This is a genomic window from Streptomyces sp. CA-210063, from assembly GCF_024612015.1.
Classification (GTDB): domain Bacteria; phylum Actinomycetota; class Actinomycetes; order Streptomycetales; family Streptomycetaceae; genus Streptomyces.
Map to the genome: position 1 here is coordinate 1473685 of NZ_CP102512.1, position 26276 is coordinate 1499960.

General features: G+C 68.2%; 17 protein-coding genes, 1 tRNA gene and 2 pseudogenes. 6 read left to right on the forward strand and 14 right to left on the reverse strand.

The genetic code is table 11. The features are described from left to right. Positions 1-123: 123 nt before the first annotated feature. The 4 genes from JIX56_RS06430 to JIX56_RS06445 all read right to left on the reverse strand — a co-directional run bounded on the left by JIX56_RS06430 (position 124) and on the right by JIX56_RS06445 (position 6228). On the reverse strand, positions 124-4026 hold the full coding sequence (locus JIX56_RS06430; protein ID WP_257537787.1) for an nSTAND1 domain-containing NTPase: 3903 nt from the start codon (positions 4024-4026) through the stop codon (positions 124-126). Between the two features lie 151 nt (positions 4027-4177). Beyond that, positions 4178-4621, reverse strand: a complete 444-nt coding sequence (locus JIX56_RS06435) for a peptidase inhibitor family I36 protein (protein ID WP_257537788.1) — start codon at positions 4619-4621, stop codon at positions 4178-4180. A 97-nt stretch (positions 4622-4718) separates the two neighbouring features. Continuing rightward, positions 4719-5171: a hypothetical protein gene (locus JIX56_RS06440; RefSeq protein WP_257537789.1), complete on the reverse strand. Its 453-nt coding sequence runs from the start codon at positions 5169-5171 to the stop codon at positions 4719-4721. Positions 5172-5292: 121 nt separating this feature from the next. After that, positions 5293-6228: a hypothetical protein gene (locus tag JIX56_RS06445; protein WP_257537790.1), complete on the reverse strand. Its 936-nt coding sequence runs from the start codon at positions 6226-6228 to the stop codon at positions 5293-5295. Positions 6229-6572: 344 nt separating this feature from the next. On the opposite strand from JIX56_RS06445, the gene JIX56_RS06450 reads away from it, so the two are divergent. Then, positions 6573-7943 (forward strand): glycoside hydrolase family 43 protein, encoded by a 1371-nt coding sequence (locus JIX56_RS06450; RefSeq protein ID WP_257537791.1) that lies wholly within the window; start codon positions 6573-6575, stop codon positions 7941-7943. A 153-nt stretch (positions 7944-8096) separates the two neighbouring features. On the opposite strand, the gene fusA is transcribed toward JIX56_RS06450, so the two are convergent. The 7 genes from fusA to JIX56_RS06485 all read right to left on the reverse strand — a co-directional run bounded on the left by fusA (position 8097) and on the right by JIX56_RS06485 (position 18417). Continuing rightward, the gene (gene fusA / locus JIX56_RS06455; RefSeq protein WP_257537792.1) at positions 8097-10160 is read right to left on the reverse strand and encodes an elongation factor G; all 2064 of its coding nucleotides are present in this window, start codon (positions 10158-10160) and stop codon (positions 8097-8099) included. 429 nt (positions 10161-10589) lie between these two features. Next, on the reverse strand, positions 10590-11399 hold the full coding sequence (locus tag JIX56_RS06460) for a YhjD/YihY/BrkB family envelope integrity protein (RefSeq protein ID WP_257537793.1): 810 nt from the start codon (positions 11397-11399) through the stop codon (positions 10590-10592). A gap of 553 nt (positions 11400-11952) precedes the next feature. After that, the gene (locus JIX56_RS06465) at positions 11953-13119 is read right to left on the reverse strand and encodes a cytochrome P450 (protein ID WP_257537794.1); all 1167 of its coding nucleotides are present in this window, start codon (positions 13117-13119) and stop codon (positions 11953-11955) included. After that, the gene (locus tag JIX56_RS06470) at positions 13112-13684 is read right to left on the reverse strand and encodes a DUF5825 family protein (RefSeq protein ID WP_257537795.1); all 573 of its coding nucleotides are present in this window, start codon (positions 13682-13684) and stop codon (positions 13112-13114) included. Before JIX56_RS06470 ends, JIX56_RS06465 begins: the two co-directional genes overlap by 8 nt. Then, the gene (locus JIX56_RS06475) at positions 13681-15597 is read right to left on the reverse strand and encodes a RiPP maturation radical SAM C-methyltransferase (RefSeq protein WP_257550763.1); all 1917 of its coding nucleotides are present in this window, start codon (positions 15595-15597) and stop codon (positions 13681-13683) included. Before JIX56_RS06475 ends, JIX56_RS06470 begins: the two co-directional genes overlap by 4 nt. 34 nt (positions 15598-15631) lie before the next feature. Further along, the gene (locus tag JIX56_RS06480; RefSeq protein WP_257537796.1) at positions 15632-16897 is read right to left on the reverse strand and encodes an MFS transporter; all 1266 of its coding nucleotides are present in this window, start codon (positions 16895-16897) and stop codon (positions 15632-15634) included. A gap of 281 nt (positions 16898-17178) precedes the next feature. Further along, a complete protein-coding gene (locus JIX56_RS06485) occupies positions 17179-18417 on the reverse strand; it encodes a cytochrome P450 (protein WP_257537797.1) in 1239 nt (412 codons plus the stop codon). Positions 18418-19347: 930 nt separating this feature from the next. On the opposite strand from JIX56_RS06485, the gene JIX56_RS06490 reads away from it, so the two are divergent. The 5 genes and pseudogenes from JIX56_RS06490 to JIX56_RS06510 all read left to right on the forward strand — a co-directional run bounded on the left by JIX56_RS06490 (position 19348) and on the right by JIX56_RS06510 (position 23794). Beyond that, positions 19348-19509: a hypothetical protein gene (locus tag JIX56_RS06490; protein ID WP_257537798.1), complete on the forward strand. Its 162-nt coding sequence runs from the start codon at positions 19348-19350 to the stop codon at positions 19507-19509. Between the two features lie 177 nt (positions 19510-19686). Then, positions 19687-19953: pseudogene (locus JIX56_RS47930) on the forward strand (hypothetical protein); the annotation flags it as partial. Positions 19954-20154: 201 nt separating this feature from the next. Next, positions 20155-21561 (forward strand): B12-binding domain-containing radical SAM protein, encoded by a 1407-nt coding sequence (locus JIX56_RS06500; RefSeq protein WP_257537800.1) that lies wholly within the window; start codon positions 20155-20157, stop codon positions 21559-21561. Between the two features lie 2 nt (positions 21562-21563). Next, the gene (locus JIX56_RS06505) at positions 21564-22802 is read left to right on the forward strand and encodes a hypothetical protein (protein ID WP_257537801.1); all 1239 of its coding nucleotides are present in this window, start codon (positions 21564-21566) and stop codon (positions 22800-22802) included. A gap of 41 nt (positions 22803-22843) precedes the next feature. Then, positions 22844-23794 carry a ThiF family adenylyltransferase gene (locus JIX56_RS06510; protein WP_257537802.1) on the forward strand — a complete coding sequence of 317 codons (951 nt, stop codon included), beginning with the start codon at positions 22844-22846 and terminating at the stop codon, positions 23792-23794. Between the two features lie 96 nt (positions 23795-23890). On the opposite strand, the pseudogene JIX56_RS06515 reads toward JIX56_RS06510, so the two are convergent. The 3 genes and pseudogenes from JIX56_RS06515 to JIX56_RS06525 form a co-directional block, all read right to left on the reverse strand. Next, positions 23891-24232: pseudogene (locus tag JIX56_RS06515) on the reverse strand (NF041680 family putative transposase); the annotation flags it as partial. 181 nt (positions 24233-24413) lie between these two features. Further along, positions 24414-24498 (reverse strand) — tRNA-Leu (locus tag JIX56_RS06520). A 174-nt stretch (positions 24499-24672) separates the two neighbouring features. Further along, positions 24673-26223 (reverse strand): aldehyde dehydrogenase family protein, encoded by a 1551-nt coding sequence (locus JIX56_RS06525; protein WP_257537803.1) that lies wholly within the window; start codon positions 26221-26223, stop codon positions 24673-24675. Between the last annotated feature and the right edge of the window lie 53 nt (positions 26224-26276).

A 26276-nucleotide genomic window follows, 5' to 3' on the forward strand; every position in this document is an offset into this window, starting at 1 on the left:
AGCCTGCCGACGGCGCGCCCCGCGCGTCGAGATCCGAGTGTCGCCCCATCCGGTCGGGCAACCGGGAAACAGCTGGGAAACCCCCTCCGAGCAGGGCAGTCGGCCAGCGTCCGGTCATCGCCTTCAGGTGCGGCCACAGGCTGATCCCGCCGACACGGGCACCCCCGGCAGGAGGCTTTCGCGTTCGTCGGGGCCGATTCCGGCGCGCAGCCGGCAGATCTCCGCCAGCCGGGCCCCGGGGTCGAGGTCCCACAGCCGTACCGTGCCGTCGGTGCTGCTGCTGGCCACCGTCCGCCCGTCGGGCGCGAAGTCCACGCCCCACACGGCGTTCGTGTGGCCGGTCAGCGTCGCCCACGGCCGCCGTGCGGCGAGGTCCCACAGGCGCACCGTACGGTCGTTGCCGCTGCTGGCGAGCATGCGGCCGTCCGGCGAGAAGGCGAGGCCCCGGGCGGAGCCGGTGTGGCCGGTCAGCGCTGCCTCGAAACGGCGTGTGCGGACGTCCCACAGGCGTACCGCGCCGTCGTTGCCGCTGCTGGCGAGAGTGCGGCCGTCGGGGCTGAAGGCCACGCCACGTACCGCGCCCGAGTGGCCGGTGAGTTCGGCCAGCGCACGATACGAGGCGACGTCCCAGAGACGTACGGTCAGGTCGTCGCCGACGCTGGCGAGGGTACGGCCGTCGGGGCTGAAGGTGACGTCGTTGGCGTAGTCCTTGTGGCCGGTGAGCTTCGCGAGTTGCCCGCGCTTCGTCGCGTCCCACAGGCGCACCGTGCGGTCGGCGCCCGCCGAGGCGAGGGTGCGGCCGTCGGGTGCGAAGGCGACGGAGAAGACCGGTCCGACGTGACCGGTCAGCGTCGCCAGCCCCTCCTGCCTCGCCACGTCCCACAGGCGGATCGTTCCGTCGGAGCCCGCCGAGGCGAGGGTGCGGCCGTCGGGCGCGAAGGCCACCGAGAAGACGGTCTCGGTGTGACCCTCCAGCGCTTTCAGGAGCGTGTGCGTCTTCGCGTTCCACAGCCGTACCGTGTGATCGGCGTCGGCGGTGGCCAGCAGTCTCCCGTCGGGGCTGTACTCGGCCTGCCAGACCTCGGTGAACGGACGCGCCGTCAGCACCGGCCCGCCGAGGTCCCAGAGGACGACGGACTGGTCGAATCCGGCCGTGGCCAGCAGGGCGCCGTCGGAGGTCACGGCCACCCCCATGACGTAGTCGGTGTGACCGGCGAGCACGGCGGTCTGCCGGCCGCTGCGCACGTCCCAGAGTCGGGTCGTGCCGTCGCCGACCGCGCCGACGACCGTCGCGCCGTCAGGTGTGTAGGCGACGGCGTTGATGTCGTCGCTGCTGCCCGTGAACGTCGCGGTCTGCCGGCCCCCGCGCACGTCCCACAGCCGTACGGTCCGGTCGACCCCGGCGGAGGCCAGCCTTCTGCCGTCCGGGGAGAACGCGGCACCCAGCACCTCGTCGGTGTGCCCTTCGAGAACGTCGAGCCGCCGCGCGCGGTCGGTGTCCCAGAGCCGTACGGTCCGGTCGGTGCCGGCGGAGACGAGGGTCCGGCCGTCGGGGGCGTAGCCCAGCGCGTTGAGGGTTCCCTCGTGACCGGTGAGGGAGGCGGTGAGCCTGCGGCGGTCGACGTCCCACAGCTGGACGGTCCCGTCGGCGGCCGCGACGGCGAGCGCACGCCCGCGCGGGTCGAAGGCGACCGCCCGGGCGCCCTTCGTGGCGGCGGACAGCACGGCCTCCCTGCGGTGGTCGGCGGTGCTCCACACACTCACCGGACCGTCGGTCGACGTCACCGCGAGAGTACGGCCGTCGGGGCTGAAGGCGACCGAGCGCACCCGTCCGGGGACGGTGAACGTGGCGAGCTTCCGGTGGCCGTCGGCCACGCTCCGCAGGGCCACCGTGCCGTCGGAACTGGCCGTCGCCAGCAGCCGGTCGTCCGGTGCGAAGGCCACCGCGTTGACCGGCCCGCGGTGCCCGCCGAGCCGGGCGGTGAAGGGCTGGGACTGGGTGCTGAGCAGGGCCCCGCGTGCCTCGGCGGTGGTGTCGGCCCGGTAGGCCTCCTCCGCGAGCAGCATCGACGCCTCCGGCTGGCCCCCGGCGAGGGACGCGGACCGTACGGCGAGGGCCTGGGAGCGGGCGACGCGCTCCTGGTCGAGGGCGCCCTCCCGCTGCTGGTAGGCGAGGCCGCCGGCGGTCACGGCGAGCCCCAGCAGGACGACGAGCGTGGCGAGCATGGACTGCCGCAGCCGGACCTGCCGTCTGGCCTGCTTGCGGCGGCCGTCCTCCTCGGCCTGACTCGCCCTCAGGAACGCCTCCTCGCCCGGCCCGAGGCGACGCCGGCCGTCGGACTCGTCGGCCCAGGACCGTACGGTGTCCAGCCGGGTGCCCCGGTAGAGGGCGGACGGGTCGCGGTCCTCGCGCTCCCATTCCGCCGCCGCGTGGGCGAGTTGCTGGTGGAGGAGCAGTCCGGCCCGGTCGGCGTGGATCCAGTCGCGCAACCGGGGCCAGGCGTGCAACAGGGCCTCGTGGGTGATCTGGACCGTGTCGCTGTCCATGGTGATGAGCCGGGCCAGGACGAAGGCGTCGAGTGCGGCGGCGGCCCCGTCCGCGTCGCCGAGCTGTGCCATCAGGGCGACCCGGCTCATCCGGCGGCGGGTCGCCCCGGCTCCGTCCACGACGATCACCAGCCGGGACAGGATGCGGCGGATCGTCTTCTGCTCGGCGGGATACAGCCGCGCGAACACGTTCTCGGCCGTGCGCGCGACCGCGCCCTGGATTCCGCCGGCCCGCTCGTACCCGTCGACGGTCAGCGCGGACTCCGCGCGCCGCTGCCAGGTGGCCAGCAGTGCGTGGGAGACCAGGGGGAGCGCGCCGGAGGGCGTCTCGTCGGAGCCGATCCCGGCGCCGATCGGCGTTCCCCGGGGTGCCGCCCGCGGCTCGTCGCGCAGTCCCGCGTCGCGCAGGAGCAGGGGGACCAGGCCGGGTTCGAGGGTGATCCCGGCGCGTTCTGCCGGGCGTGTGATCGAATCCCGCAGCTCCGCCACGGACATCGGGGACAGGACGAACAACCCGTCCGTGAAGACCGGGGCCAGTTCGGGGAGGTCCAGACAGCTGCCGGTGAAGTCGGCGCGTACGCCGAGCACCACGACCGCGGGATCGTGCGCGCCGGCCGTCGGCCGGGGGGTCGCCAGGGCGCTCAGCACCCGGACGAAGGAGCGCCGTTCGTCCTCGTCGGTGCAGAGGGTGAACAGTTCCTCGAACTGGTCGACGATCAACACCGGTCGGGGCGGCGGGGGCAGCCGGTCCCCGGCGGGTGTCGGCGGGTCGTCCGACCTGGTGCGCACGGCGTCGAGCAGCGCCTCGGGGTTCTCCCGCACCTCGTCCACGGTGATGCCGAGGTCGCTGCCCAGCGTTTTCGCGGTGCGCTCCAGCAGTTCGTCCAGCGGGCGCGAGGTGGGGGTGAACATCACCACCGGCCATCGGTCGGCACCCGGCATCGGGAGGTCGCCGCGCCGAAGAGCGGGTACGAGACCGGCGTTGAGCAGGGACGACTTGCCCGCACCCGAGGGGGCGACGAGCATCACCGGTCCGCTTCCGACCCTGTCGAAGATCCGTTCCACCAGTGCGGCCGTCGCGCGCTCCCGGCCGAAGAACCATTCCGCGTCCTGGGGGGTGAACGCCGACAGGCCGCGGTAGGGACACGCCTCGCCGGAGTGCCGTTCGGACGTGTCGGCTTCGGAACCCGTGTCGCCGTCGTGATGCGGTGCCTGCTGCACCAGCCGCAGCAACTCGCCCTCGGCGCGCAGCACTTGGTCGCAGAGGCGGGCGACGTCGACGGTCGCGCGCTTCGTGCCGGTCTCGATCTTGCTGAGGTAGCCCTTGCTGTAGTGCGTCTGCCGTGCCAGGTCGGTGAGCGACAGTCCGCGTTCCTGCCTCAGTCGCCTCAGTTGTGCCGGGAAGGACTGCGTGGTCAGCGCGTCCCGGTCCCGTCCGTTCCGATGGTCTGCTTCCGGTCTGTGCTGCGGGTCCCCCAAGGTGTCCCCCAAGGCAGTGCGGCCGTGAGACGGCGGATGCCCAGGTTACTGCCGGGACGGTTAGGACAGCCAAGCCTTTCACCCGGAGTGGCGCAAACACGAAGGTCCGGAACCGCGGGTGGCGGTTCCGGACCTTCGTACGCCGGAGGCGTCACGTCCACAGAATCGAGCAGAAGCTCCGGTTCACCCACCGGTGCGCGCTGATGCTGTTGTTCGCGATGGTGCCGTCGCTGTACCGGTTGTGGGACAGGTCGGCGGCGTACAGCTCCCCTGGCGCGAGGCAGCCGTGGCCGCCGCTGTAGTTGGCGTGGTCGTAGAACGCGACGTGGTCCAGGATGCCGACGTAGCCGCGGTTCATCACGGACGAGGCCCGGTCGGAAGCGTCACCCCAGTCACCGCTGTTGCCCGCGCCGACGTAGAGGAGAGTGCCCTGACAGTTCGGATGCTCCCAGGCATACATATTGCCATTACGCGGACCCCACAGGCCGCCGCAATCGACGACGGCGCTGTCGGCCGCCTGCGCGGCCGTGGTGGGCACGGCGAGGCCGAGGGCGGTGAGCCCGAGGAGCGCCGCCGTGACGGTGAACTTGCGCATCGTGCGTTCCCCCTTGCGGTGGAGTGTGCCGTGCCGTCGAACGGCGCGCGGCGGCCCGGGGTGGTCGGTCCCGGGCCGCCCGCACCGGTCGGACGGATCAGGTCAGGAAGTTCCCGTTGCAGTCGCCCCTGTTCACCCACTTGTGGGACGAGATGGTGTCGTTCGCGCTGACACCGCTGGTGAGCCGGTTGTCGGTCAGGTTGTCGGCGTACAGCTCCCCCGGCGCGAGACAGGAGTAGCCGCCGCCGTAGCCGGCGTGCTCGTAGAACGCGACGTGGTCCAGGCTGCCGACGTAGCCGCGGTTCATGACGGACGTGGCCCGGTCCTGCGAGCCGACCCACCAGTCGCTGTTGCCCGGGGTGGCGATCAACTGGGCGCCCCCGCAGTCCAGGTTCTCCCAGGCGTACATGTAGCCGTTGCGCGCGCCCCACTGACGGTCACAGTTGGGGCCGGCGACGGCGCTCTCGGCCGCCTGCGAGGTGGCGGCGGGTACGACGACGCCCAGGGCGGTGAGCCCAAGGAGCGCTGCCGTGACGGTGAACTTGCGCATGGTGTTTCCCCTCGTTTCGTTGGTCGTGCGTGGGTGGTGTGGTGCTGCCGGTGACCGTGCGCCGGGCGGTGGCCCGGTCTGCCGTCATCGGTGGTCGGTGCGCGTCCGGGGCGCGTGGTGGTCAGTCGCGTTCCGGAACGATGCGCACCGCCCGGTCGTAGGCCTGCTGACCGAGGTTCCGGTAGGTGTCGAGGTCCTTGCCGAACCGGTCGCGCAGGCGGTCTTCGTAGTACGTCTCCCGGGCCGAAGCCACGGCTCGCAGGGACGTCTCGCGGGCGCAGGTCGCGTCCGCGACGGCGGTCTTCCGCTCGGCGGTGAACGCCTCGTCGGCACGAGCCCCGCCCAGCCGGCTGGTGTTGACCCGGACGGCGTCACGGGCCGCCTGGGGGTCCTGGTAGGGCTGCCCGGCCTTCTTCATGCACCGGGACCACGCCCCCAACGCCTCGGTCAGCTGTCGGTCCTTCATGAGGTCCTCGCCGTAGAGGGAATTGAGGCTCGTGGCGACCTTGCTGGTGCGGAACCACTCGGCCGGGTCACCGTAGAGCTTGCGCTCGGCCTCCTCCGTGCAGCCGCCCAGGCGTTTGCGGATCTCGCCGCCGCCCCCCGGCAGCGGCGCGGTGAGCATGCGGGCGTCGTCGCCGCCGTCGAGCGCGATGTCGAAGGCGGTCCGCCGGGCGGCGGAGAGGCTCTGGCGGTAGGTGCCGATCGGGTTGCTCTCGCGGACCTTCTGGCTCTGCGCGTCGATCCGGCCGCCGTACCCGTACTTACGGGCCCACTCGACGTCGTCCTGGACGTAGCGCACCGGACGGCTCTCCTCGAGCGTCAGACGGCGGTCCTCCCAGTAGTCGAAGCCGTGCCGTTTCATGCACTGCTTCGTCAGGCGCTGCTGGGCATCCGTGACGCGCAGTTCCTGCTGCCAGGTCAGCGCCGGGGGGCGGTGCCGCCGGTCCCCCTGCTCCTGGCCTCCGCCATCACCGCCGGTACCCCCGGCGCATCCGGTCGCGGCGACCGCGGTGGCCGCCACCACCGCGCACAGAGACATGAACGCACGTCTCATCGGCCAACCCCCCTGGTCTCACGCTTGGTCGTGGTGGTGCTGCGTGTTGACGGACCCAGAGTTGCCCCGCCGCTCACCGGGGTCGACGGGTTTCCTGTTGCCCGCCTGTGAGCCGACCGGGAAACCAGCTATGACCTGGGGAAACACATGACCGGAGGCAACGCCGGCGACGGGGGTGGCGGGTAAGCGGAATCCCGGCTCACACAATCCCTGCGCGATCCATTGACGCGCCCATGCCGCCCTCTTATCTTCTGACCGAAGTTCCGCACAAGAGCCGAAATTTCGAACAACACTCCGCCAACACCCCACGCCTCAGGGCAGTTCACGCAGAAATGGGACAAGCGTTGAACAGAACCCTCAGGGCGGTCCTCGCCCTGCTCACCTCGGTCGCCGCCCTCCTGGGGCTCACCACCGCCCTCGCCGGACCGGCCGGAGCCGCCCACCCGCCGACGGGCCAGGCGACGCGGTACACCATGACCGCGTTCACCAACAGCAGCGAGTCGAACATGTACGTCTACGACTCGCCGGACGCGACCGGGTTCACCCTCCGCAAGGGCCCGGCGTACACCCCGCCCTCCGGGCTGATCCGCGACCCCAGCATCTTCAAGCACACGGACGGCTACTACTACCTCACCTACACCACCCGCACCTGGTCGGCGCTGTCCACCACCATCGGTTTCGCCCGCTCCACCGACCGCCTCAACTGGACCTTCCTGTACGACTACACGGTCCCGATCAGCGGTCTGCAGCGCGCCTGGGCGCCGGAGTGGTTCGTCGACACCAACGGCAGCGTCAACATCATCCTGTCGGCGTCCGTCGCGGCGGACGGTGAGTGGATCTTCAAGCCGTACAAGCTGACGGCGACGAACTCCTCGCTCACCGCCTGGTCCGCGCCCACCCGGCTGTCCGGCATCGGCCCGAACTACATCGACACCTTCATCGTCAAGATCGGCTCCACGTACCACGCGTTCACCAAGAACGAGACGACGAAGTACATCGAGTACGCCACCGCCTCCAGCCTCACCGGCCCGTACACCATGCAGAAGACGGGCAACTGGGCGGGCTTCGGCTCCGGCATGGAAGGCCCGGCGCTCGTCCAGCTCGACAACGGCGGCTGGCGGATCTACTACGACGCCTACGGCGCCGGGCAGTACTGGTACAGCGACAGCTACGACAACTTCGCCACCTGGTCGACGCCGACCGAACTCCCGGGTCTCACCGGCTTCGTACGCCACCTGACCGTCCTCAAGGAGACCGTGTCCGGCGGTGTCACCCTGCCGACCAACACCACCCGGTCCCTCCAGTCCGTCAACTACCCGGGCCGCTACGCCGTGGTCCGCTCCGACAGCCTCGGCTACGTCGACGCGGTGACCTCCTCCAGCACCACCGCCGTCAAGCAGAGCGCGACCTTCACGATCATGCCCGGCCTCGCGGACGCCAACTGCTACTCCTTCCGCGACTCCGCCGGCCGCTATCTGCGGCACTGGGACTACCGGGTCCGCTTCGCCACGGACGACGGCACGACCGTCTTCGACAAGGACGCCACGTACTGCGCCCGCCCGGGCACGACCTCCGGCTCGGTCCGCCTGGAGTCGTACAACTATCCCGGCCGCTACATCCGGCACTACAACTACGAGCTCCGCGTGGACGTGCACCAGGCCACGGACACGTTCAGGGCGGACAGCAGCTTCACCGCGGTGAGCCCCTGGGCGTAAGGGCGACGAACAGCCTCCCCGCGCCCCTCAAGGGGCGCGGGGAACTGCGCGACCAGCCCCCACCGGACCCGCGGCTGGGGGGCGAAGGGGCACAGCCCCTGGGGATGCGACGGGTAGGGGCGGCGGGGGCGAGGAAACTCCCCGCCCCACCCCCTAGCTCACCGGCACCGTCCCCGGTGCGTACCCCGCCGGCCGGGTGGTGAACGTGCCCCGTCCCTGCGTACGGCTACGCAGCCGCGTCGCATACCCGAACAACTCGGCCAACGGCACGGTCGCGGTGATCACCACAGAGCCCGCCCGAGGGACGGAGTCCGACACCCGCCCCCGCCGCGCCGCGAGGTCGCCGAGCACCCCGCCCACGGCGTCCGCGGGCACGGTGACGGTGACGTCGGCGACGGGTTCCAGCAGGCCCATCACACCGGTACGCATGGCCTCCCGAAGTGCGAACCGCCCGGCCGTGCGGAACGCCATCTCCGAGGAGTCCTTGGAGTGGGTCGCCCCGTCGGTCAGGGTGACGCTCAGCCCGGTCACCGGGTGCCCGCCGAGCGGCCCCTCGGCGAGGGCGTCACGGCAGCCGGCCTCGACCGCCCGGACGTACTCCTGCGGCACCCGGCCGCCGACGACGGTCGAGCGGAAGACGAAGCCCGTGGCGGCACCGTCGCCCTCCCCCTCCAGGGGTGCCACATCCAGCACGACATGGGCGAACTGACCCGCCCCGCCGTCCTGTTTGACGTGCCGGAAGACCAGACCCGACACCCCGCGCACGACCGTCTCGCGATAGGCCACGCGAGGCCGGCCGACCGCGACCTCCAGGCCACCCCGGGTCTGCCGGATCTTCTCCACCGCCACCTCCAGATGCAGTTCGCCCCTCCCGGACAGCACCGTCTGACCGGTCTCGGGGTCGGTCCGTACGACCAGCGAGGGGTCCTCCTCGGCCAGCCGCGCCAGAGCCGTCGCCAGCCGGTCGGTGTCGGTGCTCCGGCGTGCCTCGACGGCCACCGACACCACCGGTTCGGCGACGGACGGCGGTTCGAGGAGCAGCGGCGCCGTCGGCGCGCACAGGGTCGCCCCGGCGCGGGCCGACTTCAGCCCGACCACCGCGACGATGTCCCCGGCCACCGCCCGGTCCAGCTCGGCGTGCCGGTCGGCCTGGACCCGCAGGATCCGCCCGATCCGCTCGCCGCGCCGCGTCCCCGCGTCCAGCACCGTGTCTCCCTTCCGGATGGTTCCCGAGTACAGCCGCAGATAGGTCAGCCGTCCGGTGGCCGTCGCGCTCACCTTGAACGCCAGGGCCGCCAACGGAGCCTGCGCATCGGCGGCCCGCTCCTGTTCCGTACCGTCGTGCGTACCGCGTACGGCCGGTACGTCCAGCGGCGAGGGCAGATACGCCACGACCGCGTCGAGCAGCGGTTCGATGCCCCGGTTGCGGTAGGCGGAGCCGCACAGCACGACCACGCCCTCGCCGGTGCGGGTCAGGTCGCGCAGTGCCGAGGCCAGCGTCCGCGCGGAGAGTGTCGACTCCGCGCAGAACTCCTCCAGCGCCAGGGGATGCAGTTCCGCCACCGCCTCCTCCAGCCGCCGCCGGCGTCGTTCCGCCTCGTCCCGCAGGGCGTCCGGCACCGGCCCCTCCTCGGCCGTGTCGCCGCCGTCCGCCCAGACCAGCGCGCGCATGCGCAGCAGGTCCACGACGCCGGTGAACCCGTCCTCCGTACCGATCGGCAACTGCACCACCAGCGGTGCCGGATGGAGCCGCTGCCGGATCGACTCGACCGCCGTGTCGAGGTCGGCGCCCGCGCGGTCCAGCTTGTTGACGAAGGCGATGCGCGGTACGCCGTGGCGGTCGGCCTGCCGCCACACCGACTCGCTCTGCGGCTCGACACCCGCGACCGCGTCGAACACGGCGATCGCGCCGTCGAGCACCCGGAGCGAGCGCTCCACCTCGTCGGCGAAGTCGACATGGCCCGGCGTGTCGATCAGGTTGATCCGATGGCCGTCCCAGGCACAGCTCACCGCCGCCGCGAAGATCGTGATCCCGCGATCTCGCTCCTGCGGGTCGAAGTCGGTGACCGTCGTGCCGTCGTGGACCTCGCCGCGCTTGTGGGTGGTCCCGGTGGCGTACAGGAACCGCTCGGTGACGGTGGTCTTCCCGGCGTCGACGTGGGCGAGGATGCCCAGGTTGCGGACGGCGGTCAGGGGGTTGTGGATGGTGCTGCGCATGGCCCGTGGCCTTTCAGCTGAGCTGTTTCAGGGCAGCGCGATTCCCGTACGAGGACGGCGGACGGCAAGGGCATGGCGCGGACGGAGCTGTCGCTCCGTCACGGCAAGAGGCTTCGACGTCAGGCGTTCGTCACGGGCATCCGGTACCGGCCGCGCAGCGGGCACCGGACGGACGAGGACACGAGGATCACCTGGTACAGGGAACGGGGAACGACGACAGCGCTGCGGTCACACATGGCTGGGCTCCCCTCGATCGGTGTGCGTCGACTCGTCACGACGCGCGCGCCACGGTGTCGTGCGGCGTGCGCTGTGTGGCGATCCTAGGGAAGCGGACGCGGGCGGAGCACCACATTTTTCAGCGGGCTGATCCACGGCGCCCGACAAGCCGGTGCACACCCGACCGCGGCAGCGCTTCAGTGCTTCAGTGCTTCAGTGCTTCCGTGAGCGGTTGTGGGGGTGCGGAATGTGGTGCGGTTCGTGGAGGTACCAGTAGCGACCGACGAGGGCGCCGCCGAAGACGACGAAGCCGACCCCGATGAGCCATGACGTCACGATCAGGACGGTGCCGACCGCACCGTACGAGGCCGCGTTGCTCACGATGAGCGGGGAGAAGACGAGGTGGGAGAACAGGCGCAGGCCGCCCAGCCCCACCATCGTGGCGATGGCGCCCGGCAGGAGGGCGCGCCAGGAGACCCGGCCGCCGAGCAGGAAACGCTGCCCCCACCAGAAGAAGAGCACGCCGAGCACCGAGGACAGCACGAGCCGGGCCCATGAGCGCAGGGTTCCCGATCCCAGGAGGGCGCTGCTCTGCGCTTCGGCGAAGAGGTAGGCCGTCAGAACGACGAGCCACACCGCGCGTCGCCATACGGTGTGCCAGCGTCCGGCCGACAGGTCCCAGATCTTCTCGTAACCGGTCTGAACACTCCCGGCGAATGTCACGCCGAAGACCGCGAGCAGCACCATGCTCAGGACACTGATCGTGCCCAGGACCTTGCGGGGCGCGGAGAAGAGGTCCTGCACGGCGTCGGCAGGGCGCCCGGACAGCCCCATACCGTCCACGATCCACAGGGCGAAGCCGCGTTCCTCGATGGGTGCGGCCGCCGCGACGACGATCAGCAGCGGGGCGAACGTCACCAGTCCCAGCGCCGCGAAGCCCATGGCCCGGTGCATCAGCTCCACTTCCTTGCCGCGCCGCCATACGCGCGCGCCCCTGGCGTGGAGGAAGCGGCACAGTTTCATCGAGCGGTGCCCGCGGAGGTGCCTCCTGGTCTTGGGCGACCCGGAAGACCGCGCAGCACCCGATGAACCGGACGGCTCGGACCGACCCGGTGGTCCGACGGGTTCCATGGGTTCCACCACGGGCTCTACAGGTCCGACGGGCGGACAGGCCGGCCGCTCCGCTCCTGGCCGAGTGGGCCACGACGAATCTGCCGCAGTGGTGGCACCACCCCATGGCGCATACGTGCTCACCTCGTCTTGTTCCCATGCACCGGCATGGGGACTCGTCCCCGCACCGGGCCCGCCCGTACGTCACGAGTGGCTGCTTCCAGCGTGCCCCGCCGACTCCAGATGTGCGACCGGCTCAGCGGCCGGAGTGCGCAGACGCCGGGGTGAGGGCGACGTACTTACGCCCCGTGGAGGCGACGGGGGTCGGACAAGGTCCCTCCCCTCGTAGCGTAGGGCCTGGATCGCCACCACAGACGAGATCCTCGTCAAGGCCCGACTCGTCCAGACCAGCGCGAAGAAAATCGTCAATAACAACGCGAAGTAACGCAATCAGGATCACGAGACACTAGTTCGCGCACTCAACCCAAATCGGGAGTTCCTCGAGACCGTTCATGACCGCAGTATCGTGGAAACGCAGCTCTGACGGCTCCACGGTCAGGCCGAAACTCGTGGTTCCCGAGAGAAAGGCGCGCAGGGCCTCCGCCGCAATCAGACGTGTGACTGGAATACCAAGGCATGAATGCCGCCCGCGACCGAACGTCAGATATTCGACATCCCGACCGCGAGTGGGGTCAAACCTGTGAGCATCGGGAAATGCTGACGTGTCCCTGTTGCAAACGTCCACCCCGATGACGAGCAAAGTACCTGCGGGAACTGTGTACTGGCCTATCACGGATGACTCCTTCGTCATCCGATAGATCCCCCGCGCAATCGGGCTCGCGTACCGCTGCACCTCATGGACGAGGCCAGGCAGCAGCGTCTCGTCATCGCGTACGAGACTCTGAGTACCTGGATCTTGCGCCAGGCAGAGGATTCCATTCGTAATCAGTGCCGCCAACACCTCGACACCCGATAGCGCGAGGAGTCGAGTGTTCGCCGCAACGTGTCGATCGTCGAGAGAAGGCAGTTCCGCCATCAGGTCCGACACGAGGTCATCGGCGGGGCGAGCACGCCTGTCGCGCACCCAGTCGACGAGCGTGGCGTCGAGTTCGCGCACCGGATATCCCTGGTAAACCGCGGTCCTCAGGGCCAAGACGAGGTGTGCGTCAAGTCCAAGCAATCGCGACATGACGCTGTCGGCGATGGGCACGCCGATCGAGGCGACGGCGTCGAGCCTCCCCAGGGTGAGAGCGCTCTCGATCGAGTGTTGGACATCCTGAATCAACTGGTCCGAGACATCGCGCACGCGAGCATCGATGACCCTCCGAAGTGCGCGCCGTACGCGACGATGCTCTTCCCCGTCGGTTTGGTTGACCGCGAAGACCATCTCGGACATCGAGTCCGGATGCGACTCGGCCGGCTCGTCGAAAACGCTGGCCATGAGTTCGCCCGCACTGCCGTAGGTTTCGACGTCGGACAAGATGCGGGTGGCTTCGCTGTGATCGTTGATGAGCAGTCCCACTCCTGCCGTTCCCATGCGCATCGGAACGATGGTGGCTGCTGGATCCGCCGACCCTCGCGAAATAGTCCGCTCATCGAGTGTCTTGCGGAAGAGAATGTTGCCGTCAGACACACCAGACTCCTTGCCTTACGGCAATACCCACACAGTGGTCGCCGGAACGAAAGACGAGGTCGTGCAATTCAAGAGCGTGCAGACTGGCCGCCTCTACGGGGGTGATCGTGTGCCCCCAACCGCTTGCGTCAAGAACGGCTGCCGCCGGTTCCGAGCGGTCGATATCGATACGGCGACGCTCCCCGTAGCGTGTGTCCTCAACGGCTAGGAACGTCGGACCGCGTCGAACGACAAGGGACTCTCCCTGCTGCGCCGACCACGCGAAGGTGCCGTCCGACTGCCGTGGCGGGTCGAGGTGGCGAAGGCACCCGACCTCGAGGGCACCACAGTCGCCGCTCCACGAAACCCGCAAACCAACGCCGCGCGCGTCGCGGAGGAGCGCGATCAGGGAGACGAGTTCGCGATCGCCCATCTCCGACATGGCAAAATGACCGACCAGTCGCACCCCGGCGTATCCCGACCGGGTCAGGGTGACGAGATCCTCCCTGCTCTGCATCGAGTGGAGATTCACTGACGCGAAGAGCCTTCGTCGGTTCGACCGCCGCTCTGCTGTCTGTTGCGTCACCAGCGCAGTCCTGTCGCGAGCGCCAAATAGGTGGCATCCTCATGAAAAATGATTCCGAGCTCCATCCAATTCTTGAGGAGCTCTTCGAGCTGGCCTTCCGGCGCTGCAATCCCGAGCGAGGACATCGTGGAAGCGAGTGCGGGAAGCGTTTTACCCTTGGCCAGTGCACGGTAGGCCTCGGCCTCGAGACCCGGATGAAGCACCACCTCACGGGAGGGCCAGGTGGACCGGTCGTCGACGACGACGAGGGAGTCGTCCGGCGCCGGCAGAACGACCAGCCGAGAAATGGATGCGTTGGCCCTCCAGTCCGCGACCGCTTCGCGCAACATCTCATACATTTCAGGTGATATGCCGGCGGGCGCGGACTCAAACACGTAGACGACGTCATCGAGGGCATCCACGACCCCCTCGTAAGCGCTCACCAGGTTGCGCGAGGGACCGAGCACCTGGAGACCGAGTTCTGGATCGTCGAAGTAGGGGCTGAAGCGTTCCAGTTTGATCGGGAACACCCCGGCGGGCGGCGTCAGATGATGGAGGGATGGGAGCGAGTCGATCAACGCCGCATAGTCGCGGTCCTGCTCCCCGGGGAAGCCCACAAGGATGTTCCACGACGGATAGATCCTGCTGGTGGCACAGTCTCGCAGGAATCGCACGTTCTGCCACCCGGTCACCCCCTTGCGCATGATGCGCAGGATGGGTGTACAGAGGCTTTCGACACCCGGTTGCAGTTGAGTGAAACCGGCGCGCGCAAGGGACTCGAGTTGACCGAAATTAAGGTTCGACTTCACCTCGGCGAACAACCGGACGTCCCATTCAGCGGGCAGCGCCATATCCGTGGTCAGTCGAACCACATGGTCGGGCGCCAAAATGTTGTCAGAAAACACCAGGTCAAGCACGTTGTGCCGACGGACAGCCCGGCTGGCCTCCGCTTGCACGCGCTCGGCAGGCTTTGCGCGATGGGCCATGGCCGACCCGTTCAAGCCGCAGAATGTGCAATGGTGCTTCGCACCCCACCAGCATCCGCGGCTGGCCTCCAGAGGAATCTTGACATCGATGAGTTGGGCGGCCGGAGACTTCCGCAGATCGCGGAAATAGTGATCGTAGACGGGCTCCGGCACCGCGTTCATCGAGACGGGTGTCGGTCCGATGGGGTTGCTTACCGAGGCTCCATCGATGTCGGATCGCCAGCACAGGCCAGGCACGGCACGCAGCAGTTTGTCGTGTCCGTTCTCGTCACCGCTACGACGTCCTGCGATGTGGGCGATGAGTGGCGCGATCGAGCGCTCCGCCTCGCCCCGGATCACGTAGTCGAACTCCGCGCGAGCGCGGTGGACTGCCGTACCTTGAACGCCGTCGCAGTTCGCCCCGCCGAGCATCGTGACGATGCTCGGGGACAACTCCTTGACGCGGTGCGCGAGCGCGAACGAGGCAATGTTCTGATCGAACGTCGTCGTCAACCCCAGGACATCGACGCCTGACGTTACGAGATCTCGGGCCAACTCGTCGACGAAGGCGGGCGCCGCGCGGAACATCGCACAATAGGCATCAACGTGCTCACTGTCGCTCACGAGGTCATAGAAACTCGTGTGACGTGGGTCGGTACCGGGGCGGAAGCAGCTGGAGAAGACCCATTCGCCGACCCCGAACACCTCGGCATCGACGATCAGTTCGTAGTGCTCACGTTCGAGGCCCACCTCCCGGACCAGGAAGTCGAGCCACCGAATATTGGCATAGACGACGTCGAGCTTCTCAACTTCTCCGCGCTGCTCGAACAACGGAGCGATCGTGCTCAGCGCCAGTGAGGGCATGTCCACCACGGCCCAGGGCATGCAGACCAACGCAACCGAAAGGGCATCCTCGTGCACGACCGGCGGGTTGAGATCCAGCACCGGTCGTTTGTGCCCGATCTGCATCAATTCCACTTCGGCTCCTCATCGTTGGCCTGTTTCAGGATGCCTTTTGGTCGGCGGGCTTCTCGATCTCGGTGGTCACCCGCGCCCCGCGGAAGAGCACCGGGAGCCACAGGAGACATGCCAGCAGGGGGACCGCGGCGTAGGTGGCCATGCCCACGCTGGATCCGAACCCGTCCATGAGCGTGCCGAGGACGAGATAGCCGATGCCGATGAGCACCGACTCCACGAATGCGATCATCGACAGCAGGCTCGCCCGGTGGCGCGACGGCACGGCCTCATTGAACACGTTGTCCACGAGCACCGCGGTGATCTCGGGAATCCCGGCCAGGACCAGGAACGCGGCGATGGTGACCCAGACAAGGCCGAGGCCGCTCAGGCCGAGTGCCACGGCGAGCGTCACGAGTGACACCGGGATGACGATCCGATACCCGATGCGCCGGTTCGCGCGGTCCGACAGCAAGGGAACGAGTCCGCCGACGAAGAATCCCGCCGCTATGACCACGCTCACCACTGCGGTGCCCGCTCCCTGATCGGAGAGGGTCTTCTGCGTGAAAATGATGTACGGCGTCAAAGTCGCGTGCATCAATCCGGACACCACGACAAGCGTCACGAGCGCGGGCGTGGCGACCCGAAGCATCGCCCGCCATGCTGTGGCGTCGCTGTGCGCCTCGGCTCCGTCCTGCTCGTCCACCGCGTCCGCGCCGCGGATCTCGGGCACCCGTGACATCAGCACCACCACGGCCAGGACGAGGCACGCCGCCGAACCGACGTAGACGATTCCCCAGGAGAACTGCTGCAGTTGGCCGCCGAGGACGATGGCGACTCCCGAGGTGACCGTCCCGAGCATGGTGAACCGGGACTTGATCTTGACGTATCCGGCCGTTGCACCACGACGCACGAGCAGGTCGTACAGCAGGGCGGTATCCGAACCGGATACACATGCCATGCCCACGCCCTGGAGCATGAACAGTGCCAGGAACACCCAGTAGTTGGAGGACGTCACCTGACCGAGCAGGCATCCAGCTATCAGCACCTGGCCGATCACGATGCTGGCACGCCTGCCGATCCGGTCAGCGATGATTCCCGTCGGCATCTCCGCGAGTCCGCTGACCAGGTAGATCAGAGTCTGAAGGAGGGCCACTTGCCCGGCGGAGAAGCCTCGCTGATAGAGGAAGATGACGAATACGCCACGCTGGAACAGCGAGTTGGCGAGCACGGCGTAGACGTAGAACGGGCGCGCGATGCTTCGTGCTGCGTCGTCGACTGCAGCCGACCCGTCAAGGGCCTCCGTGGTGGTCATGCTGCGGGATCCCCCTGGTGACTCCGGTGATCATTGGCGTTGGGCCTCCGCCGTCGACCGGAACTTACCGTCCTTACTTCGCGCAGGACATCCGGCCGACCCTCCGGGAACCGTTGCCGGCGCCGCTGCGATCCTCGGTGGAGGTGCCAAGTGCCGGAACCGGTAGCGTGCATCTCCTGGTAACCCTCCACCACCGGCAGACTCGGCTCCGGCTCCGGTCGGCCGTGCCCGATCTGCAACAAGTCCACTCCGGCTCCTGTCACCGGCTCAGCCTCGTTCACTTACCAGCTCACGGGCATCTTCTTGACGCCGTATCCGAGCCCGTCGTCCATGAACGGGAGGTCGACGAGGTCGGCGGCCAGGGCCAGTGTCGGAATGCGCCGGAACAAGGCGGCGAACACGACCTGGAGCTCCAGGCGGGCCAGCGGTTGGCCGGTGCACTTGTGCACACCGTGCCCGAAGGCGAGCTGCTGGCTGGCATCGCGGCGTAGGTCCAGCTCCCCGGCATCGGGGAACACGCTTTCGTCGCGGTTGCCGATCTCCTCCGGGAGGATCAGACCCTCGCCGGCGCGGATCACCTGCCCGGCGATCTCGATGTCCTCCACGGCCACGCGGCGACGGCCGGGCTGGACGGTGGTCAGGTACCGCAGCAGCTCGTCGACGGCCGCGGCGACCTCGGGTCCGTCGGAGTCCTTCAGGACAGTGATCTGGTCGGGATGTTGCAGCAGGGCCAGCGTGCCCAGCGCAATCATGCTGGCTGTGGTCTCGTGCCCCGAGACCAGCAGGAACAGGACCAGCATCACCAGCTGATGCCGGTTCAGCTGGCCGGTGGCCAGCCGTTCGGTGGCCAGCTGGGACAGCAGGTCGTCTTCGGGGGCGGCGAGCTTGCGGCCGATCAGCTTCGCCAGATAGTGATACAGCTCGCGCTGGGACTTGTTCATGACGTCGTCCGGGACGTCGCTGCCGGTCATTGTCCTGATGGCGTGCTGGAAGAAGTCGTGGTCCTCGTAAGGGACGCCGAGCACGTGGCAGATGGTGATGGACGGAATCGGCAGGGCGAAATCCGCCACGAAATCCGCCGGCTTCGGGCCGGCCAGCAGAGCATCGATGTGGTCGTCGACGACTTGCTGGACTGTGGGCCGCAGTTGCTCGACCTTGCGGGGGGTGAACGGCCGGGCGATCATCCGGCGCAGCCGGAGATGCTCGGGGCCTTCCATGGCGGTCAGGAACTGGCCTTCTTCATGGTGGTCCCGCAGAAACTGACTGTGGAACGGGTAGCCCGGCTGCATCCAGTCCGCGCTGACCCGGCGGTCCGACAGGAGCGCGCACTGCTCCGCATGCCTCGTCACCAACCACGGAGTGCTGTCGTCCCAAAGCCGAACTCGGACCAGCGGCGCCCGTTCCTGTAGCTCGGCGAGTCCAGGTGCCGGATCCAGCGGACAACCAGACGCCCTGGGAATCGGAAAGAACGGGACTGCCGTGGATTCCAGATCAGGAACGTTGGCCTGCGAAGAGGTCACAATCCTAGCTCCGTCCCGAATGTCACATAACGGAAGACACATTAAAAGTGGGGGCCGATGGCACCCACAGCCTCAAGAGACCTCATGACCGCCGGCAGGAAGACCCTGCCGGATGCCCTGAATGACTGGGCTCGCTGAATGGAGTGATCGCCGAATCGGCTTCCACGACCTGCGGATTCCGGTCTTTGATCTTCCGCGCCACATGGCGGGAAACGATCCCTGTGCAGCCCTTGTCCGCTGACGGTGAGCAGTCTCAAACGGCAGCCTCTCCGCTTGGCACTGTTCCGGACCGGCAGCAGCCTACCCAGATTCGATCAAGCCCTACAAGGGGCGGGAAAGGCCTGGCAACCGTCGGCCAGGGGACATCGGGGCACGTGCGCGATGCGCCGGAACCGCACGGGCCGTCGGCAGTCCCGCCCCACGAAATGCCCTCAACCGGAACAGTGGAGTACCACTCCCCCATCGGCATGAAGAGGGCACTGAACAGGACATTCACGACCTACCGCGCTGACGACTGGGGGAGAAGCGGAATCGATTGACCGTCAGCGGTCCTCTCGCTCCCCCGGATCAAGCAGACCCGGTGTCATCGCGTCCGCCGCTCAGGGAGAGGTCCCCACCAGCAAGGTCGCCACCCCCCGTACGCGATCAGATTCGGATCATCGAACAGCGCTGCGAAGGCTCCCCGCGGCGTGGGGAGATCGCATCTTGTGAACTGCCCTCGCGATCTTGCGTGCTGGAAGACTGAAGAACTCCCATCGTCGCAGGCCACAGGGCACTTCCTCATTCCTGGCAACATCACAGCCACACAACGGCCGATGCGTCTGGGACCAGGCGTGGCACCGGGAAGCGTGCGCACTGCCCATTGACGAGACGCCAAAGACTGTATGAGATAAGGATGTTGGAACCAGTCAAGGTAAAGAGGGGTCAAAAATGACGCAGGCACTGACGGAGCGTTCGGTGACCATGACGGATGAGGCCAAACCGGACATGGTGCTCTTCACCGACGAGGAAGGTCTTGACCTTGACGATGACGTCGAGTTGATCGCCCTGTCATCGGCTACTTTGGGCGCCATCGTTGCGCGGCGCTGCTGATCGCATCTGATGCCGACTCAGAAACGACTGGCCCTCTCGTTTGCTGGAGAGGGCCAGGTGTCGGTTCGATCGTCCACGCGGCATGCTCGCGTGACGCTCGGCCGGCCCCTGATCAACTCCGATGTCAATTCTCCGTTCTTCGTTCCTCTCGGACTGCTCTGCATCGCCTCACCACTGATGGCGCACGGTCATCCCGCCGTCGTCGTCGACCTGGAGTACGAGCACCGGATCGGTGCCTTCGAGCCCAGTGATGCTGACTGGCTCGACCAGACCTGCGCTCGCTTCCTCGCCGACGATCCCGACATTCTCGGCCTCACCTGTCTCGCGGACACCCTCCCGGCGTGCCTTCTCATCGGGCGTCAGGTCAAGCGCCTCCGGCCCGATGTCACGGTGGTTCTCGGTGGACCCGGGACGTTCGGTGTCTTCCCCGACGCCCTCCCACGCTTCGCCGACTGCGTCGACTTCGTGTGCCGCGGCGAGGGAGAGCTCGCGATCACCGCCCTCGCGGATGCCATTGCCGACGGGACCGATCCCGCGGCGGTACGCGGCTTCTGGTCGTGCAAGAACGGCCAGGCCGTGTCCAGCGGGCCCCAGCCGACCACGAACCTGAACCTCGTGCCGATGCCCGCGTATGACGCCGTCCCGATGGGCGACTACATCCGGCTGTCGACCCCGCACATCTTCGACGTGCACATCGGCTCCGGGTGCACCTACTCGTGCAAGTTCTGCATGACGTCGACGTTCTGGGACCGCGACTTCCGGATCAAGGATCCCGCGGTCATCCTCGATGAGCTTCGCTTCCTGCACCGCACGTACGGGGTGACCCAGTTCAACTTCCTGCACGACAACTTCGCCAACAAGCGCACGTATCTTGACGAGTTCGTGTCCTACTTCTCCGAGCACAACGACATGTTCGAGTGGGGCTGCGCGGTCCGACCGGACAATGTCAACCCGTCCCTTCTGCGGCGCATGGCCGACGCGGGATGCTTCAACATCTTCTGCGGCACGGACGCCGGGTCGGAGAAGATCCTCAAAGCCATGCTGAAGATGCCCTCGACGAAGCGGACCTACGAGTTCTTCCGGTCCGCCCAGGAAGTCGGCATCCAGTTCGAGACGAACACGATCGTGGGATACCCGGACGAAAGCGCCGACGACCTCGAGAAGGCACTGGAGGTCGTCTTCGACGCGATCGCCTACGGTGCCGTCAACAGTGACCTCAGTGTGCTTCAGCCGCTTCCCGGCGCTGAGATCACGGATGAGTACCGGGCTGACCTCGAACCGCTCGAAAGCGGACTCGACGTCATGGGCACCTTCCTCCCGTCGGACGTCCGCGCGCTCATCAAGGATGATCTGGCGACCTTCACCGGATTCACCTTCATTCGCAGCGGCAATCGGGACTACGAGTACTACCAGGACGTGTTGCGCCTTTCGCGGTACTTCACGCGCCGCTATTACCACCTGCTGAGATTCCTCAAGCAAGGTGCGGGACACACGTACGTCGAACTCATCGACGCACTGCTCGAACGGGCTGCAATGCCCATCGAGGAAGCGCTCGCTGAGATTCTGGCGCACATGGAGGGCGTGCATGCGCAGGCCGCCAGGGCGCTGTTCGCATACGACTCGATGCTTGCGGAGTTCCGGGGGGACGAGGTCGAGAAAGAGCTCGTCAACGTATACCGGCGGCCCGCCACCGTGGAGGAAAAGCCGCATTTCCTGATCAGGGACTTCGATGTCGACGTCGTCACGATGATTTCCGACCCGCGCGAAATCACCTGGAAGCCGGAGCTGAGCCGTCCGACAGTCGTGGTCGTGTATCGCGCGAGTGAGGCAGAGGTGTCGACTCTCCGCCTGACGCCGGCGCAGGCCAAGGTGTTCAAGGCCCTCATGCCGCGCGGGCGGGAAGAACGCGAAGCTCTCCTCGCGAACATCGCCCCTGGGCGGCTGCGCGAGGTCGCGACGGCGGTGGCAGGGCTGTGTGCGCAGATCGACGCCTCGCCGGACGCCCCCGGACGGACTCCTCCGGTGGCCGACAGCCCCCTCGTGACCACGTGAACGTGACGCGCCCCGTCATTGTCGAGGTGGACGACGACCCGATTCGATGGCACGGGCCCACGGGAGGCGACTACCTGAGCCGCTGGTTCGCCGCGGCGAGCCAACGCAGCCGGCTCGATCTCATGTGGGTCGCGGACGACGGGCTGAGCCAGCACTACCGCGTCCAACAGGGCGCGTCCTTCTCCGACGGGAGCCCGGTGCGTGCGCGCGATCACGCCCGGGCGATCAAGACCGCGCTCACGGTTCCGTCGCTCCAGCGGTTCCTGCGTGACATCCGCGCGGTCCGCACATCGAAGGACGCGCTCGTCATCGAGCTCCGCCGCCAGGCGCCGCACCTTCCCAGCCTGCTGCGGAGCGTCGATCTCGCTCCCATCTCGTCGTGCGGGCAACTGTCCTCCGGTACGTACCAGCGTGCCGTGCGCACCGCCGATGACGAGTACTGGCTCGAACCCGTCAAGGCCGGCACGCCACCTGTGCGGGTGCTCGTCCGCCGCGATCCGCACGACGCCCCGGAGAGGTTCCGGCGGGGCGAGGTCGATGTGACGTGCGCGACGGCGTTTCCGCTCGACCGCGTCCCAGACTTCGCGGACAGCCAGGTGTTCCACACGGCACCGACCGCGATCGAGATGCGTCTTGAGATCAACCCCGACAGCCCGTCGGCGGTGGGCGACGCGGAGTTCCGTCGCCGGCTCCTCGGCGCGATTCGCTACGACCGCCTTGTCGCACGCTGCTGGAACGGTGCGGAGTCGGCAGCGCCCGGCCACCACGTCGAGGCCCCGCCCAGCACCGTCGGCTCCGGCGTACGGCTGCGCCTGGGGTACTGGGACTACTACCCCAACCGGGACGTGGCCGAAGAGGTCGCGGCCCAGCTGACCGAGAACCTCGGTGTCGAGGTCGAGCTGGCACGCGCCGACTTCATCTCGGGCTCGGCGCAGTCCTGCGACGTGCTCCTCGCGTTGCGGGGCCCGCTCTTCGAGGATCCGATCAGTGCTCTGGACCTGCTCGACCCGGCGCGCCGTGACCCCGTCCTCGCGCCGCTGCTGCACCGGCTGTCCGAAGTCCCGGACGACGATGCGGCGCACGACGAGCTGCGGCGAACGGTTCGCGAGCAGTGTCCGGTCCTGCCGCTCCTGCGTCTCCGAGGCCACTGGCTGCAGCGCGAGGCACTGGCAGGTCGGCCCTGGCCGCCGATGGGCGCCGTGCGCTTCCCCCGGTTCAGCTGGAACGCCGATTCTGCATGATCTTCGCCAAACGGTGATCTCGCTACGAAGGAAGTCCAGGGATGGCTGATGGTATCGACCGCTACGTGCTCTCGCCCGCGGCGACCTGGTCCCGCGACGGCGACGAGCTGCGCGTCTTTTCCGACGAGGTACTGCTGGTTCGACGCTGCCCTGAATCGATGTTCGAATGGCTCAAAGCGGTCTCCGACGAGCCGGCCGGCCTCGCAGCTCCGAGCGGAAGCCAAGTGGACGCCATCGTGCGTACGCTGATTCGGCTTCGCCTCGTAGTCGCGCCGTTCGACCGTTCGTGGCACTCGTCCGCTTGGCGGAACCAGGTCGAGTACTTCGCGGCCTTGGGTCTGGATGCCGGCGCGGCACAGGATCGGCTGCGCGCGGCCCACGTGACCGTTCTCGGCGTCGGCGGCATCGGCGGCGCGGTGCTGGCTGAGATCGTGGGTGCGGGCGTGGGCGGGCTCACGCTCGTGGACGGCGACCGGGTCGCGCTGGAGAACTTGAACCGTCAATATCTCTATCGGCGTTGTGACGTCGGACGGGCAAAGGTCGATGTGGCCCGCGAGTGGGTGCGTGAGCGTCTCCCTGAAGCGGAGCCGACCGCTGTCATGGAAACCATCACGACCAGCGAGGCGTTGGTGCCGTACCTGCGAGAAGGTGGGTTCCTCGTTGTCGCGGCCGACCGTCCTGCGTCGCTGCCGGAACTGTGCGCTCAAGCCTGTCTTGAGCGCGGAGCGTCGATGATCACGGGAGGCTGCGGCCTCCGAGTAGGGTCGAGTGGCCCGTTGATCCGGCCGGCCGATGTCCCGGCCTTCATCGCGTCACGCCAAGAGGCAAAGGCCACGGCCGGAGCCGCGGTCACACCGATGGCGGCCTCGTTCGGCCCGGTCAATACGCTGGTAGGCGCGACGATGGGCCGTGATCTCATCTTCGGCATACTCGGTGTGAGCGCCCGAACGACTTCGCATCGCGTCGAGCTGCTGGGGACGGCTCTGACCTGAGCTTGGCTTTTGTCCCCGCTGAGCTCGGTGCTCCTGGATCGATTCGGCGCGTTTGGCCGTCTTGCCGACGTCGTGGTGCCTGGCCTGGTGCTTGTTCTTCGGTGCGGTCCAGCCGAGGGTCTGCTTCATCAGCCGGAAGGTGTGCTCCAGGTCGAAGCGGCGCAGGAACGACTGCCATCAGCGGTCGATGTCCGTAGGTGTGGCCCTGTCTGCCGAGGACCACAGCCAGACGGGTTTCGGGTCGCGGTCGCCCGGCAGGTGCTCGACCTTCAGCCGGATCAACGTGCCGTGGAGGATGGGCGGTTCTTCGTGGGCGTGCTCCAGCCAGGGGCCGCGGTGGGTGGGTCCGGGGTGCATCCGGTCCCAGGAGGTCGCCCCGGCGGTGCCGTAGCGGGTGGTTGCGGTGGACGCGGTGAGGTCGGGGGTGCGCCAGCCGTCGCGCAGGCATGTCCTGTTTCCGCAGGTGAGAGGCGCAGGACCTGGACCGCCACCGCCTCGCCCCCTCATCGAGCCGATCACGAGGCTCGAGGCCCCAGAAACGACGAATTACCGGTGAGTCACATGACTCGACCGGTAATTCGTGAACGCTTCGGGATGATCTCGTGAACGTCCCACTGTGTGTCCGAGGGGGGACTTGAACCCCCACGCCCGATAAAGGGCACTAGCACCTCAAGCTAGCGCGTCTGCCATTCCGCCACCCGGACCAGGTGTATGCCGCCTTGACGGGGGTGTTCCCCGCGGCGACATGGACAACAATACCAAGATTTCGGAGTGCCCTTCACCTGCATATCCGGGCTCCGGGCAGGGCCGTGCGGGCCTCACCGAGCAGGCCCGCACGGCCTCACCTGGGGTGATCGGACAGTCACGATCCGGCCATGTCAGGCCGCGGACGGCATGAGGTGGTACTCGGGGAAGTTCCCCGGCAGCCGCTCCCCCGCCGGACCGCGTGTGACCGCCTTCACGAGCAGTTCGCCGCCGACGAAGGCGCCCCGCCAGGACGCGCCGAAGCCACCGAAGAGCTCCTCGCGGTCGCCGCGGGAGCGGGGTTTGCCGTGGCCGACCTTGAACGCCCGGATCTGGGGTGCCAGCCGCTCGTACGTCGCGTGGTCGTCGGTGGAGAGGGTGGCGACGAGCGCGCCGTTCGAGGCGTTCATGGCGGCGAGCAGCTCGGCCTCGGTGTCGACGAGAACGATGGTGTCGACCGGGCCGAAGGGTTCCGCGTGGTGCAGCGGGGAGGCCGAGGGCGGGTTGAGGAGGGTGACGGGCTGGACGTACGCGCCGGTGTCCTGGCCGGGCAGGAAGCGCGCGTCGGCGAGCTTGCCCCGGTGGAGCGGGACGGCGCCCCGGTCTATGGCCTCGGCGACCTGGTCGGTCAGCTCCTTGGCCTTGGCCGCGTTGATGACGGGCCCGAAGTCCAGCTTCGGGTACGGGTCGTCGGGGTGCTCCACGGCCAGCGGGTGGCCGACCCTGAGCGTGCGGACCGCCGGGAGGTACGCCGCCAGGAACTCGTGGAACAGCTCACGCTGGACGACGAAACGCGGGTACGCCGTGCACCGCTGTTTGCCGTAGTCGAAGAGCTTGGGGATGACGGCGGTGAGGGTGTCCCAGTCCGTGCAGTTCCAGATGCCCCAGGTGTTCAGCCCCTCCTGTTCCAGTACATGGCGTTTGCCGAGGTCGGCGACGGCCGTGGCCACCGCGGCGCCGGTGTCGCGGCCACCGACGAAGGAGACGCAGCCGATCTCGGGGGCGCGTACGAGTGCTTCCGACAGCTCGCCTCCGCTGCCGCTGACGAGGGTGACGGGCAGCCCTTCTCGGGCGGCGAGCGCACTGGCCAGGGTGAGGCAGGCGACGCCACCGTCGGTCGGGGTCTTGGCGATGACCGCGTTACCCGCCAGTGCCTGCACCAGCATCGCGTGCACGAGCACGCTCATCGGGTAGTTCCAGCTGGCGATGTTGGAGACCGGGCCGTCGAGCGGGACGCGCCCTTCGACCATGGGTTCGATGCCGTCGACGTACCAGCGGACGCCGTCGATGGCCCGGTCCACGTCGGCCTGCGCGAGCCGCCAGGGTTTGCCGATCTCCCAGACGAGGAGGAGGGCGAGCAGTTCGCGGTGCTGGGTGAGGGCGTCGAGGGTCGCGGCGACCCGGGCACGGCGTTCGTCGAGGGGGACGTGGCGCCAGGCCCGGTGCTGGTCGAGGGAGGCGCGTACCGCCTGGTGCGCGGTGGCGCCGTCCAGTCGGGGCGGGCCCGCGACGGGGCTGCCGTCGACGGGGCTGGTGGCCGGGAGCGCACGGCCGTCGGCCTGCCAGGCGGCGCCCCAGAGGTTGAGGACACGGTCGTCCCGGAAGGCTTCGGGGGCGACAGCGAGACAGCGCTGCCAGGCGTCGGTCCAGGAGGTGCCGGATTTGAGGGTGAGGGTGGATGGCATGGATTGCTCCGCTCTCGGTGCACAGTCGGGGGCGGGGGGGTGCGTCGGCCACG

What these genes read in the sequence shown, in the direction of transcription:
- JIX56_RS06435 (WP_257537788.1), bottom strand. Translation starts at nt 4,621, where the DNA reads ATGCGCAAGTTCACCGTCACGGCGGCGCTCCTCGGGCTCACCGCCCTC.
- JIX56_RS06440 (WP_257537789.1), bottom strand. Translation starts at nt 5,171, where the DNA reads ATGCGCAAGTTCACCGTCACGGCAGCGCTCCTTGGGCTCACCGCCCTG.
- JIX56_RS06445 (WP_257537790.1), bottom strand. Translation starts at nt 6,228, where the DNA reads ATGAGACGTGCGTTCATGTCTCTGTGCGCGGTGGTGGCGGCCACCGCG.
- fusA (WP_257537792.1), bottom strand. Translation starts at nt 10,160, where the DNA reads ATGCGCAGCACCATCCACAACCCCCTGACCGCCGTCCGCAACCTGGGC.
- JIX56_RS06460 (WP_257537793.1), bottom strand. Translation starts at nt 11,399, where the DNA reads ATGAAACTGTGCCGCTTCCTCCACGCCAGGGGCGCGCGCGTATGGCGG.
- JIX56_RS06475 (WP_257550763.1), bottom strand. Translation starts at nt 15,597, where the DNA reads ATGCAGATCGGGCACAAACGACCGGTGCTGGATCTCAACCCGCCGGTC.
- JIX56_RS06480 (WP_257537796.1), bottom strand. Translation starts at nt 16,897, where the DNA reads ATGACCACCACGGAGGCCCTTGACGGGTCGGCTGCAGTCGACGACGCA.
- JIX56_RS06490 (WP_257537798.1), top strand. Translation starts at nt 19,348, where the DNA reads ATGACGCAGGCACTGACGGAGCGTTCGGTGACCATGACGGATGAGGCC.
- JIX56_RS06500 (WP_257537800.1), top strand. Translation starts at nt 20,155, where the DNA reads ATGGGCGACTACATCCGGCTGTCGACCCCGCACATCTTCGACGTGCAC.
- JIX56_RS06510 (WP_257537802.1), top strand. Translation starts at nt 22,844, where the DNA reads ATGGCTGATGGTATCGACCGCTACGTGCTCTCGCCCGCGGCGACCTGG.
- JIX56_RS06525 (WP_257537803.1), bottom strand. Translation starts at nt 26,223, where the DNA reads ATGCCATCCACCCTCACCCTCAAATCCGGCACCTCCTGGACCGACGCC.